The organism is Streptomyces sp. NPDC051020 (genome assembly GCF_040683105.1).
Taxonomy (GTDB): Bacteria; Actinomycetota; Actinomycetes; order Streptomycetales; family Streptomycetaceae; genus Streptomyces.
The window spans coordinates 1-12,938 of the sequence record NZ_JBFBCG010000011.1 but is presented as its reverse complement, the minus strand read 5'-3'; the positions used below and the strand labels follow the sequence as shown (position 1 = coordinate 12,938).

Sequence of the window (12,938 nt, the reverse complement as noted above, 5' to 3'; positions counted from 1 at the left end):
CGATATGCGGCATATGGGAGCTCGGCCTACCGTGACCCCCATGGGCGCAGCGGTGGAGCTGGATGCAGACGGACGGGCAGTACGGCTGTCCAACCCCGACAAGGTGTACTTCCCGGAAAAGGGCTACACGAAGAGGGACGTCGCCGAGTACTTCCTCTCCGTGGGTGCCGGGATCACGCGCGCCCTGCGCGACCGGCCGACCACACTCCAGCGCTTCGTCGACGGTGTTGACGGCGACTTCTTCTACCAGAAGCGCGCCCCGAAGAACCTCCCCGACTGGATTCCCACCGCCCGCGTCGCCTTTCCCAGCGGCCGGCCGGCCGACGAGATCTGCCCCACCGAACTCGCCGCCGTCCTGTGGGCGGCCAATCTCGGCACGCTCACCTTCCACCCCTGGCCGGTACGGAGAGCCGATACCGACCACCCGGACGAGCTCCGCATCGACCTCGACCCGCAGCCCGGCACGGACTACGCCGACGCGGTCACCGCCGCCCATGAGCTGCGCGCCGTCCTCGACGATCACGGTCTGCGCGGCTGGCCCAAGACGTCCGGCGACCGCGGCATCCACGTCTTCGTCCCCGTCGAACCCCGCTGGACCTTCACCGAGGTCCGTCGCGCGGCCATCGCGGCCGGCCGTGAACTCGAACGCCGGATGCCGGACCGGGTGACCACCGCGTGGTGGAAGGAGGAGCGCGGCGAACGCATCTTCGTCGACTTCAACCAGACCGCCCGCGACCGGACGATCGCCTCCGCCTACTCCGTGCGGCCCCGCCCGCACGCTCCGGTCTCCGCACCGCTGTGTTGGGACGAGATCGACGACGCCGAGCCGCGGGACTTCGACATCCGCACCATGCCGAAGCGGTTCGCGGAGGTCGGCGACGTGCACGCGGACATGGACGACCACGCCTTCCGGCTCGACCGGCTGCTGGAACTGGCGGACCGGGACGAGCGGGAGCGCGGGCTCGGTGACATGCCCTACCCGCCGGAGTACCCGAAGATGCCCGGCGAACCCAAGCGGGTTCAGCCGAGCCGCGCCCGGCACGATGAGGACGCGGAGGCATGAGCGCGCCCGATCTGGAGCCCGTCACGCCGTTCGGGGAACACGCCCGCCCCCGGACCCGCGGTGACAGCTGGGCGGCGTTCAAGGAGTCCCCGTATCTGCCCGCCCTCGTACTGATGTTCATCATCGCGGCCGCGGCCGGTCTCTTCGCCGGCTCCTACACCTACGCGATGGCCAACCCGACCCCGCGCAATATCCCGGCCGCCGCGGTCGGCGATCTCGGCACGCCGCGCGACAAGCTCTTCCTCGACCGGCTGGAGGTCGCGCTCGACACCTCGCTGGTGCTGCACGAGTACGCCACCCAAGCCAAGGCCCGCACCGCGCTGGAGGAGCAGAAGGTCTTCGCCGTCCTGCGGTCCGCGAACGGCGGGGTGGCCCTCGATGTCGCGAGCGCGTCCGGAGCCTCGGTCGCCCAGCTGCTCACCGAGTCCGCACTGAAGGTGGCGGAAGCGACCCATGTGCCGGTGAAGGTCACCGATGTGAAACCACTGCAACGGGGTGATCCCCGTGGCCTTGCTCTCTTCTACATCTCGCTCGCCGCGGTGGTCATCGGTTTCCTCGGCGCCATCCAGCTGAGCGTGCACGCCAAGGGGCTGACGCCGCTGGAGCGGATCGGTTTCACCGTGGCGTACGCGCTGCTCGGCGGTTTCGCGATCGCCGCCGTGGTGGACTGGCTGCTCGGCTCCGTCGATCTGCCGTTCGTCCAGTCGTGGATGATCCTCGCCTTCACGATGTTCACCACGGGCATGGTCTTCACCATGTTCAACACCCTGATGGGGCGTTGGGCGATGATCCCCACCTGGGGGCTGATGGTGCTGCTCGGCAACCCGTCATCCGGCGGTGCGGTGTCATGGCCGCTGCTGCCGTCGGTGCTGGGCCTCATCGGCCGCTGGCTCCCCCCGGGCGCTTCGGTCAACGCCCAGCACGCCGCCGTCTACTACCAGGGGCACCAGCGGATCTTTCCCTACCTGGTGCTTGCCGGCTGGTCGCTGGTCTCGTGCACGGTGTTCTGGGTGTGGCGCCATCGGCACCCGGGAGGCCGTGACCGCATGCCTCAGCATGCGGCCACGGCCTCCTGACCTTCTCCGAGCGCGCGACTCGCCCATGGTTATGTCGGCAATGGCGCGAGCTTTGTCCTTAGTGTGAATAAATGAAGATTCCCGGGCCACGGTACGGCCCGCCCCGGGAGTCACCTGTGCCCCGACGGTCTCTGTAACACCCGTCTACCAGTGGGGAGCTGGAAATGGATCGAAGGAGCTTCAACCGCCGGTTCCTGGTGGGCGGCGGGGTCGCGGCGGTGACCGGTGTGACATCGTTGTCGCTCGGATCGATCGAGGCCAACTCGGCGGAGGCCCCGCCGCGGACCGCCCTCGCGGGAGGCGTGATCCGTCATCTCAAGCTGTACGCGGAGAAATTGGCGGACGGTCGGATGGGGTACGGCCTCGAGAAAGGCAAGGCGTCGGTCCCCGGGCCGCTCGTCGAGATCAACGAGGGCGACACCCTGCACATCGAGTTCGAGAACACGATGGATGTGGCGGCCGGCCTGCACGTGCACGGCGTCGACTACGACATCGCGAGCGACGGCACCCGGATGAACAAGAGCATCGTCGAGCCGGGCGACACCCGCACCTACTCCTGGCGCACCCATGCGCCGGGCCGGCGCAAGGACGGCACCTGGCAGCCGGGCAGCGCCGGCTACTGGCACTACCACGACCATGTCGTCGGCACGGACCACGGCACCGGAGGCATTCGGAAGGGCCTGTACGGTCCGGTGATCGTCCGGCGCAAGGGCGACATCCTGCCGGACAAGACCATCACGATTGTCTTCAACGACATGACGATCAACAACAGAGCGGCCCACGAGAGCCCCAACTTCGAGGCCACCGTGGGCGACCGGCTCGAAGTGGTCATGATCACGCACGGCGATTACTACCACACGTTCCACATCCACGGTCATCGCTGGGCGGACAACCGCACCGGGCTGCTCACCGGGCCCGACGATCCCAGCCGTGTCGTCGACACGAAGATCGTCGGACCGGCGGACTCCTTCGGCTTCCAGGTCATCGCGGGCGAGCACGTGGGCGCCGGCGCCTGGATGTACCACTGCCATGTGCAGAGCCACTCCGACATGGGCATGGCCGGACTGCTGCTGGTCGCCGAGCCGGACGGCACCGTGCCGGGGTACGACCCGCACGACATGACGACCCACACGACCGCTCCGGACAAGAGCGCTCCGGACAAGACCGGTAAGGAAACAACCGGTGAGGACATGACCGGCATGGACAAGACCGGTGCGGACAACACCGCTTCGGGGTGAGGCGAGCGGTCGGCCGGTGGGCAGCGGCCGAGCGGTGCCGGTCTGCCGGTGAATCCACTCGGCCGCCGCGTCTTCGGCGGTGATCGTCGTGCCGTGCTTGTCCGCCGGGTACAGGTCCTCGACGTGCTCCGTCGCGGTGAATCCGGCGTCCACCGCCCATGTGCCCACCGCGTTTCCCGCGGGGCACGGTGGGGGCGGACCCGGTTCATCCGGGAGAACCGGGCCGGCCGCAGCCATGGAAGACGGCTTCGGACGCCCCTTCGCTCAGGCTGGTTCGGTAAGGGCCCGCTGAGTCAGCCGAGTGATCCATGTGCTCCCCGGTGTCAGGGCCGGGACTGCCGGACCGGAGCGACGGGCGCGGGCGCGGCCGCCCATGATCCGGCGGCGCACGGCTCCCGACCGGTCAGTTCTCCGGCACCGCCGCGGCCGTTCCGGCCGCTCCGGTGGCGAGGCGCAGCTGTTCCTCCTCGACGATGCGTCGGGCCAGAGCCCCGTCCGACACGTCCACGGCGTCCGGCGTCGTCTCGGCGACGGCGCTGCGCCGTGCGTACAGGTCGAACAGTCGCTCCTTGCGGGCCAGGATGTTCAGCATCCGTTCGTCGACGCTGTCGGCCGCGAGGAGCCGGTGCACCTGGACGGTCCGTATCTGTCCCATCCGATGGGCGCGGGCCACTGCCTGGTGCTCCATCGTCGGCTTGATCTGCGGTTCACAGATGATGACGACCGAGGCGGCCTGCATGTTCAGCCCGACCCCGCCGGCCTGGATCTGACTCAGCAGGACGGCATGACCGTCCACGGCAGCGAAGTCGTCGATGATCTCCTGGCGCCGGGCGGCCGGGAGACTCCCCGCGAGAGGTCCGAACGCGCCTTCTCCCAGGGCCTGTCCGACGGTGAGGAGCACCTCGCGGAAGTACGAGAAAACGACGACCTTGAGGCCGTTGTCCGCGGCCTCCGCGACCAGTTCGCGCAGCCGGTGGAGCTTGGCGGACGTGGCGGGCCGGGCGTACGCGGCCCGGCGCATCCGCATGAAGTGCCCAGCGCCCACCGCCTCGCGGTAGGCGTCGAGATCGCCCTCGCTGAACTCCTCCCACTCGTCGACCTGCACCAGCGCCGGGAGTTCCGTCAGCACATCCTCCTGATTGCGCCGCAGATAGGCCGGGGCGACGGCCTTGCGGAAGGCGTGCGAACCCGCGGCCCCATGGGTGGTGTGGATCGAGGGCGCCAGTTCGGGCTGGAGGTGGCGGACCAGGCTGCGGAACTCCTCGACCCGGTTCTCCATCGGCGTACCCGTCAGGAACAGCACCCGCTCGGTGCGTTGTGTCCAGCCGGACACCGCCCGGGACCGACGAGTGGCGGGGTTCTTCACATAATGGGCCTCGTCGACCACGAGCATGCCGGGTCTCATTTCGCAGTCCCGGGCGGCCGGCAGGGTGTGCAGCGCGTCGAACGTGGTGAGGGCGACCCCGCCGGCCTCCCGCCACTCGGCGAACGCGCCCTGCCGCTCGGGGCCGTGCACCGGCAGCGCGCGCAGGGTGGACCGGGCACGGACCTCGCGCGCCCAGTTGATCAGTACGCTCGCCGGGCAGACCACCAGGAAGTGGGTCTCGCCCCGTGCGGAGAGATGCGCGAGCGCGGCAATGGCCTGGACGGTCTTGCCGAGCCCCATCTCGTCACCGAGGATCACCCGTTTCTGCGCGAGCGCGAACCGTGCGCCGAACGACTGGTAGCCGCGCAGTGAGACGCGCAGATGAGCGTCGTCGAGCCGCAGGCCACGCACCCGGTCCGCGATCCCGGTCGGGAGGAACCCCTCGGCCGCGTCCCGGTCGGGGCCGGTGCCCGACAGCTCGGCGAGCAGGCTGTAGTACTCGGCGGACCGCAGTTCGAAGTCGACCCATGCCGTGAGGTCCGACTCCGCTTCCCGCAGCAGATCGACGGACACCTGCCCGAACAGCGGGAGAAGCTCGCGCGCCGCCGCTTCGGCGACGACGGCCCGCACCGAGGCGACGGCCGCCAGTGCCTCGGCGCGGGCCGGCCGCCGGGCGAACAGCATGCGCAGCCGCCCACGGGCCGGCCCCGCCGCGGTCAGCAGTGGCTCAAGACTCCCGATGAGCCGGACCGCCGCGTCCACCGCCCGGCGGACGTCGGGACCGGCCTCGACCAGTCGGTGCAACGCGGTGACCAGCGCGGTCGTGGAGTCGTCCGGGGTGTCCACGTCTATCCGGACCGCGACCGTGTCCCGTACCGCGTGGGCGATCTGCCCGGCCGCGGCCAGCGCCTGGTCGGCGGTCTGCGCGCCGACTCCCGGGATCTGGCGGAGCTCGTAGCGATTGGCCTCGTGGACCTGGCCGACGTTCGTGAAGCCGGCCTGCTCGACCGCGCCGAGCCGCAGCCTGCCCTCGGTCACGTCCTTGAGCCGGGAGACGGGGATCGCCGACAGTTCGCGACGGATGAGGGAGTCGAGCAGCGGAGCCAGCGCCGTGTGTACGGCTCCGACGGCGCGGGCGTGATCGGCCCGCACCGCGCGCGCCGTGTCCAGCAGACGCTCGGCCTGCGCCAGCAGCTCCCGGGCGGACTTTCCCGTGCGTGCCCCGGCCTCCGTCGCTCCGGCCTCTGTCATGTACGTTCCTCTGTCCGCGCAGCCCCGCTGCCGCCTTGCCCGGCAGCTGCCCGAGTGAGACATATCGTGCCATGGGCCGATGACAGTGCAGGCCCGGCGGAGCAAGAGCCCTGGTGCACGGTCAGGACGCGGGCGGACGGCGTTCGGCCGGGGACCGCAGCAGGGCATCCAGCGCCCTGGCGGAGGGCCGCGCCCGCACCAGGAACCACTCGGTGCGCGCCTCCGTGATCACCTCGGGCGTCGTTCGTACCGCCAGGGCGAACCGCGCAGGACCGGCACCGTCCAGCACCGGGACGGCCAACGTCCGTACGCCGTACACCAACTCGGCGTCGTTGAGCGCGTGGACGTCTCCTGGACTTCTTCTGATCGCGGAGCGGGCTGCGGCGGTACTACTCGCCGAGGTCGAACACCGACCAGTCGGTGCTCTTGCGCTCCCGCATGTAGATACGGGAGCCACGGCAGACCACTGTGTTCCGCTTCGGCACGCCGCAGTCCGGCCGGGCCAGCAGCATCCTGCGTTCTTCCGGCTCGACAGCCGTCTCGGTGATCCGGCCGTGTTCCAGCGTCCCGTTGCCGGTCAGGAAGACGACCCGCTCGCCGTTCACCGCGAGGCCGCGCACACCGCGCACCGATGTGGGGCGCACGTGCACGGTCCCGTCACCGCCCACCTCGATCAGCGGGTAGTGCATGTACGGGCAGGCCCAGGCAGTCCCGCCGTCGACGTTCAGCGCCACGCAGTCCGACATGTCGATGAGCCCGGGGCCGGGGCGGAACGACCAGAGCGGCTCGCCGGTGCTGCTCCAGCGGCGCAGACCGGGATGGCTGAGGGGATCCTCGCCGTAGACCCCCTCATCGAAATAGCCCACCCATAGACCACCCGACTCGTCGGCGATCAGATGCTCGATGCCGTCGCCCATCCGGAACGTCCAGGACGACCGGCCCAGCGCGTCGAAGACCTGCACGTGCTGCTTGTCGATGGCGCTGCGGAAATCCGCCAGTACGAATCCGCCGTCCGGGAGCGCGTCGAAGGCGGGACGGTACAACTGCACCGCGCTGAGGTGTGTCTCGTACACACGGCCGTCGTCCGCGGTGACCATCGTGGCTTCGTACGGATCGAACGTGCCATGCATGGCGATGTGCTCGCTCAGCAGCCAGTGCGCGCGGCCGAACGCGTCGACGGTGCTGCTCATCATGTGCAGACCCCGATAGGCGTGCGGCAGACGGGCGTACGGGGTCAGAGGTGTGGACTCCATGGTGCTCCTCGGCAGGAAAGCAGGAACGCGGAACGTGAACCGGGCAGCTGCGGACATGCGCAACTGTCGGCGGCGCGTGGGCCGAGGGGCGGAGCAGGGGGCGCCTACGAGGCATGAGCCTTTCTGGTGGTCATGCGCCGATCATCCATGAGGCCCGAGCGGAGACGCAATGGTTTCCCGCGTTGCGCAGTCTGCGGGTGTCAGTGCCCGGTGCAAGACTCGGATGGTCAGGAGAAACCCCTGCAGTGCACACGCGGGACTCGCTGAAGGAGCGCACCATGCTCACCACCGGATTTGTCACCGGATCCCCCAACTGGCTCGATCTCGGCACACCCGACCTCGACCGGGCCACCACCTTTTACCAGGGCCTCTTCGGCTGGGACTTCATCCCCGGCGGTCCCGAGACCGGCGGGTACGGGATGTTCATGCTGGACGGGAAATCGGTCGCGGGCGCCATGACCGTCATCCCTGAGCAGGCGAAGTCGTCCTGGTCGGTCTACTTCCAGACACCCGATGTCGATGCCACCGCCAAGGCGGTCGAGCAGGCCGGCGGCGCGGTGCCCTTCCAGCCCATGGATGTCCTCGACTTCGGTCGGATGGGCGGCTTCACGGACCGGGGCGGCGCGTACTTCGGGACCTGGCAGCCGAGAAAGAACACCGGCCTGGGCGTGGTGGGCGTGCCGGGCTCGCTCTGCTGGACCGAGCTGTACACCCCGGACGTGCCCGCGGCTGCCGCGTTCTACGGCATGGTCTTCGGGTGGGAGACCCAACAGGTGGCGTACCCCGGCGGCGGTGGGTCCTACACTCTGATCCGTACCGAGGGCGGCGGCGAGCATGCGGACTTCGGCGGGCTCGTACCTCTCGACACCGTTGCGACCCAGGGCGTTCTCGGACCACACTGGCTCCCGTACTTCGAAGTCGACGACTGCGACGCCACGGTCGCGGACGTCGAGCGGTTGGGCGGCAAGCTGACGCTGGAGCCGATGGAGATGGAAGGCGTGGGCAAGTTCGCCAACGTCGCCGATCCGTACGGGGCGCAGTTCGCCGTGATCAAGAGCTCGGAGACGTCGGAAAGCTGACCGGAGGGCGTACGGCCCCGCATTGATGCGGCGTTGAGCAGTCGTTTATCGCGACCGGGCACTGTGTGCGCCATGCTGATCAACACCGCGACCGACCCCGCACTCGCCTGGCAGGAGACGGCGCTCTGCGCGCAAGCGGGTCCCGAGTTCTTCTTCCCTGCCCCCGGCAGCTCCACACGCGAGGCGAAGCAACTGTGCAACGCCTGCGAGGGCCGGGTGGCCTGCCTGGAGTACGCCCTCGAAAACGACGAACGGTTCGGCGTCTGGGGCGGACTGTCGGAGAAGGAGCGGGAGCGGCTGCGCAGAGTTGAGCGCGACAGGGCCTGAACTTCCCCGGTACGTCCCAGAATTCGGCCCTCCGGATTCCGGCCGCCTTCCCGCAGCTCCTCAAGACCGCCTACGACTGGAACTGCAGCACGGTGGAGCAACCGGCCCTCGACGGCCGTGAGCTGGGTCACTGGCCCCCGGCTGCGGGTGCGCGGCGTGACGCGGATTGCCGCCGGCGGCTTCCGTACCCCGCTCGACATCGTGGACGGCGCCGCCCGCGTCTACGATCCGATCGTGCGCGGCGAGGCGGGATCGCCCGTCTCAGGCGTCTTCCTCTCGCGCCTGTTCACTCTGGAGGAAGAGGACCGGGCCGTTCTCGGGGATCCGTTCGGCCGCATCGTGGGCCCGGGCGGCGACGTACGCCTGGCGCATGAGCCGGACAGCGGCACTGTTGTCGGGTGCGTCGCACTACTGGCCTATCCGGACGACGTGTTCGAGCTGACGAAGATGGCCGTGACGCCCGACGCGCAGGGCCACGGCATCGGCCGCCAACTCGTCGCCGCAGCGATCGACCGCACCCGCGCACTCGGTGGGGCCCGGCTGTTCCTCGGTACGAACAGCAAGCTTGCCCCCGCCATCCACCTCTATGAGAACGCCGGGTTCGCCAGGATCACCCGCGACCGTCTCCCGGTGGCCGACTACTTCGCCCGCGCCGACATCCTCATGGAACTGAAGTGACGCCCCGGCCCGGCGCCCGGAATCTGCCTCGCGCCGAACCCGCCTTCACCAGCACGTCCGCTTCCCCGCCGCCTTCAGCATGCGGCGCCCACGCCGAGCTGTGACACCACCAGTCGCGTGGCTTCCTCGACGATGCCCCCGCGCGGGCCGACCCGCACGGAACGAGAGCCCGGCGAGGGGGTCCGAGCGGATCTCCCGCGCCACGATCAACCGCGTGGTCGGAAGGGTCGCCCGCCCGCCCCGCGGACCCCTGGGGCCACCGTTGCGCGTGAGTGATGCACTGACCGGTTGAGACCGCCTCCAGGATGCGGACGCCCCTCCGCCTTGCACTGCACCGCATCTGACGCCGCCCGCTGATCCGTCAGGGATTTCGGGACACCTCCTGACGGCTGGGTCCTGCGAGCAGGACGGGCTGATCCGGGCTCGGCCGACAGGCCGAAGCGGCACCTTCCCGACGGGAGTCGTCGACGGTCAGGGCGAGGGCTCGCTCGTCACCGCGGATGCCGCGTCGCTCGACGAGCTGCCCCGTGTATGCGTCGCGGACCCGATGTGTGTGATGCCGCGTCACACAGAGACGACGGCCCACGAGTGAGCGGGCTCGTGGGCCGTCGGGTGCCGTGCGGGCTGTGGGTCAGGCGTTTCGCGGAGGCCTGGGGCCCAGGCGTCCGCGGGGCCGGCGGGTCAGGCGTTCGCGCGGGCGGCCATTCGCGCCTTGCGCGCTGCCAGCTTCTCGTCGAACTTGGCCGCCTCGCTGTTCAGTCCGCCCATGTAGAGCCCCAGCTCCTCCTGCGCCTTCAGCCCGTCCGGGCCGAGCCCGTCGATGTCCAGGACCTTCAGGTAGCGCAGCACGGGCTGGATCACGTCGTCGTGGTGGATCCGCATGTTGTAGATCTCGCCGATCGCCATCTGCGCTGCGGCCCGCTCGAAGCCGGGCATGCCGTGGCCGGGCATCCGGAAGTTGACCACGACGTCACGCACGGCCTGCATCGTCAGGTCCGGGGCGAGTTCGAAGGCCGCGCCGAGCAGGTTGCGATAGAAGACCATGTGCAGGTTCTCGTCGGTGGCGATCCGGGCCAGCATGCGGTCGCAGACGGGGTCGCCCGACTGGTGGCCGGTGTTGCGGTGCGAGACGCGGGTCGCGAGTTCCTGGAAGGCGACGTACGCCACGGAGTGCAGCATCGAGTGCCGGTTGTCGGACTCGAATCCCTCCGCCATGTGCGCCATGCGGAACTGCTCCAGCTTGTCCGGGTCGACGGCGCGCGAGGTGAGCAGGTAGTCGCGCATCACGATGCCGTGCCGGCCCTCCTCGGCGGTCCAGCGGTGCACCCAGGTGCCCCAGGCGCCGTCACGGCCGAACAGGGACGCGATCTCGTGGTGGTAGCTGGGGAGGTTGTCCTCGGTCAGCAGGTTCACGACCAGTGCGATCTTGCCGATGTCGGTGACCTTGGACTGGTCGGCCTGCCACGCCTCACCATCCTCGAAGACGCCGGGGAAATTCCGGCCGTCCGAGAAGGGGACGTACTCGTGGGGCATCCAGTCCTTGGCGACCTTGAGATGGCGGTTGAGCTCCTTCTCCACCACCTCCTCCAGGGCGTACAGCAGTTGGGCGTCGGTCCACGCCTGTGAACTGCCGAGGTGGGGAGAGGTGATCGTCACGGGGGCTCCTGGGGACGGGAGAAGTACCTACGGCTTCGTAGGTTACGAGACCGTAGGTTAAAGCGGGAGTAAGCCCTCCGCCAACCCGGCCCGCCCGAAGTCCGACTACGTACCGTTATGTCTGCAGGTCACGCAGGCGCACGGAGAGACAGGTCACGCAGCCTTCCAGTTTCTCGAACTCGCCGATATCTACTGATACGGGGTGATACCCGAGCCCCGCGAACAATTCCGCGGTCTTCGGTGCGCTCGCGGCCATCAGTAGATTCCCGCCACCGAGCAGCACCACGTGCGAGCCCGCCTCCTCCGGAACCGGCAGGAAACGTCCGAAAAGCGACGGTTCGTCAACCAGGGGTGGATACCCGACGACCGTGCCGTCCGGCAGCGCCGTCACCGCGGACTTCAGGTGCAGCACCTTGGTCAGCGGCACGGCTACGACATGGGCACCCAGCGGCTCGAACGCGGACCTGAGCTGCCGCACACCCTCCGCGTTCGTCCGGCCGCCGCGCCCGACAAATACCGTGTCGCCGATCTTCAGGACGTCGCCGCCGTCCAGCGTGCCCGGCTCCCTCACCCGGTTCACCGAGCAGCCGAGTCCGGCCAGTGCTTCCTCCACGGCCGCAGTCTCGCCCCGGCGGGACTCCGCGCCGGACCGGGCGATGAGCGCCACGTTCCGGAACATCACGACGGTGTCCTCGACGAACACGCTGTCCGGGTGTCCGTCCGCCGGCTTCACCTCGACCGTCTCCCATCCGTACTCGCCGAGGACGGCGACATACCGGCCCCACTGCTCGACGGCGAGGCGGACATCGACGGGGGTGCGTTCGACATGGGTGACGAGACCCTCGGCGAGATGCGGGCCGGGGCGGCGGACCAGGGCTTTTCTGGCTCTCCTGCCGCATGTGTGGGTGCTGTGACCTGGGCTGATACGTGAAACACGCCGCTTCCTGTGATCCTTGAGGTGTCTAGGCTCAAGTTTGATCAAGCAGAGAAACGGCGTGTCTGTCTTTAGGATATGGAAGCGGACGCTGACGGCCGAACACACGGTGGTCGAGGGCGTCCGGATCGACGAGAACGAACAGTGTGTGGTCGTGTCGGTACGGCCTGACACGAGACGTCGGCAGCGGTGCGGCCGGTGCCGGCGCCCGGCGCCCTGGTTCGACGCCGGGCGGGGCCGACGTCGGTGGCGGGACCTCGACCACGGCATGATGCGGGTCTTCCTGGAAGCCGACGCGCCACGGGTGGACTGCCGCCGACACGGAGTGACGGTGACGGCGGTGCCCTGGGCTCGTCACGCTGCCGGACACACCTACGCCTTCGATCAGCAGGCCGCCTGGATGGCCGCCGAGTGCTCCAAGAGCGCGACCGCACAGTTGATGCGGACTTCCTGGCGCACGGTCGGGGCGATCGTGGAGCGGGTGGTCGCCGACCGCGACCGGGCCGTCGACCGGCTGACCCACCTGTGGCGGATCGGCATCGACGAGATCAGCTACCGCAAGGGGCAGAAGTACATGACCGTGGTCGTCGACCACGACACCGCCCGCGTGGTGTGGATGAGCGACGGGCATGGCAAGGACGTCCTGCACCGCTTCTTCGACGCTCTCGGCGATGAACGGGCCCGCACCCTCACGCACATCTCCGCCGACGGTGCCGGCTGGATCGCCGAGGTCCTCCTCGATCGGGCCCCCGGCGCGATGCGGGTGATGGACCCCTTTCACGTCGTCGCCTGGGCCACCGAGGCGCTGGACGCCGAGCGCCGGGCCTCGTGGAACCGGGCCCGCCGCGAGCTCGGCGACCGCGACAGGGCCCGGGCGCTGAAGGACTCCCGCTTCGCGCTGTGGAAGAACGCCGACGATCTGACCGACCGACAGGCCGCCAAGCTCACCTGGATCGCCGCCACCGATCCGCGCCTGCACCGGGCCTGGCGCCTGAAGGAGGCCCTGCGGGCCGTGTT

12 protein-coding genes and 1 pseudogene are annotated in these 12,938 nt (G+C 69.4%); 8 read left to right on the top strand and 5 right to left on the bottom strand.

Annotated features, from left to right (window positions below; all coding sequences use genetic code 11):
- The first annotated feature begins 40 nt into the window (after nt 1-40).
- From ligD to AB0N06_RS08525, 3 genes are all read left to right on the top strand, one after another.
- Entirely contained in the window at nt 41-1,063 is a 1,023-nt protein-coding gene (gene ligD, locus AB0N06_RS08535) for a non-homologous end-joining DNA ligase (RefSeq protein WP_366133934.1), read from the top strand.
- Nucleotides 1,060-2,139 (top strand): ABC transporter permease, encoded by a 1,080-nt coding sequence (locus tag AB0N06_RS08530; protein ID WP_366133933.1) that lies wholly within the window; start codon nt 1,060-1,062, stop codon nt 2,137-2,139. The genes ligD and AB0N06_RS08530 overlap by 4 nt, the downstream gene beginning before the upstream one ends.
- 164 nt (nt 2,140-2,303) lie before the next feature.
- On the top strand, nt 2,304-3,377 hold the full coding sequence (locus AB0N06_RS08525) for a multicopper oxidase domain-containing protein (protein ID WP_366133932.1): 1,074 nt from the start codon (nt 2,304-2,306) through the stop codon (nt 3,375-3,377).
- 403 nt (nt 3,378-3,780) lie between these two features.
- Here AB0N06_RS08525 and AB0N06_RS08520 read toward each other — a convergent pair whose 3' ends face one another.
- The 3 genes from AB0N06_RS08520 to AB0N06_RS08510 form a co-directional block, all read right to left on the bottom strand.
- A complete protein-coding gene (locus AB0N06_RS08520) occupies nt 3,781-5,994 on the bottom strand; it encodes a DEAD/DEAH box helicase (protein ID WP_366133931.1) in 2,214 nt (737 codons plus the stop codon).
- A gap of 121 nt (nt 5,995-6,115) precedes the next feature.
- On the bottom strand, nt 6,116-6,316 hold the full coding sequence (locus tag AB0N06_RS08515; protein ID WP_366133930.1) for a hypothetical protein: 201 nt from the start codon (nt 6,314-6,316) through the stop codon (nt 6,116-6,118).
- 67 nt (nt 6,317-6,383) lie between these two features.
- Complete coding sequence (locus AB0N06_RS08510) at nt 6,384-7,247, bottom strand: hypothetical protein (RefSeq protein WP_366133928.1); 864 nt, start codon at nt 7,245-7,247, stop codon at nt 6,384-6,386.
- A 278-nt stretch (nt 7,248-7,525) separates the two neighbouring features.
- On the opposite strand from AB0N06_RS08510, the gene AB0N06_RS08505 reads away from it, so the two are divergent.
- The 3 genes from AB0N06_RS08505 to AB0N06_RS08495 all read left to right on the top strand — a co-directional run bounded on the left by AB0N06_RS08505 (nt 7,526) and on the right by AB0N06_RS08495 (nt 9,331).
- A complete protein-coding gene (locus AB0N06_RS08505) occupies nt 7,526-8,326 on the top strand; it encodes a VOC family protein (RefSeq protein ID WP_366134024.1) in 801 nt (266 codons plus the stop codon).
- 72 nt (nt 8,327-8,398) lie between these two features.
- The gene (locus AB0N06_RS08500) at nt 8,399-8,653 is read left to right on the top strand and encodes a WhiB family transcriptional regulator (protein ID WP_366133927.1); all 255 of its coding nucleotides are present in this window, start codon (nt 8,399-8,401) and stop codon (nt 8,651-8,653) included.
- A gap of 339 nt (nt 8,654-8,992) precedes the next feature.
- Complete coding sequence (locus AB0N06_RS08495) at nt 8,993-9,331, top strand: GNAT family N-acetyltransferase (protein ID WP_366134023.1); 339 nt, start codon at nt 8,993-8,995, stop codon at nt 9,329-9,331.
- Between the two features lie 681 nt (nt 9,332-10,012).
- Here the strand turns inward: AB0N06_RS08495 and AB0N06_RS08490 are convergent.
- Nucleotides 10,013-10,987, bottom strand: a complete 975-nt coding sequence (locus tag AB0N06_RS08490; RefSeq protein WP_366133926.1) for an acyl-ACP desaturase — start codon at nt 10,985-10,987, stop codon at nt 10,013-10,015.
- 115 nt (nt 10,988-11,102) lie between these two features.
- The gene (gene ddaH / locus AB0N06_RS08485) at nt 11,103-11,912 is read right to left on the bottom strand and encodes a dimethylargininase (protein ID WP_366134022.1); all 810 of its coding nucleotides are present in this window, start codon (nt 11,910-11,912) and stop codon (nt 11,103-11,105) included.
- Between the two features lie 70 nt (nt 11,913-11,982).
- Here ddaH and AB0N06_RS08480 point away from each other — a divergent pair.
- Both AB0N06_RS08480 and AB0N06_RS08475 read left to right on the top strand, forming a co-directional pair.
- Nucleotides 11,983-12,231: pseudogene (locus AB0N06_RS08480) on the top strand (transposase family protein); the annotation flags it as partial.
- A 30-nt stretch (nt 12,232-12,261) separates the two neighbouring features.
- A partial coding sequence (locus AB0N06_RS08475) for an ISL3 family transposase (protein ID WP_366134021.1) occupies nt 12,262-12,938 on the top strand: 677 nt, incomplete at its 3' end.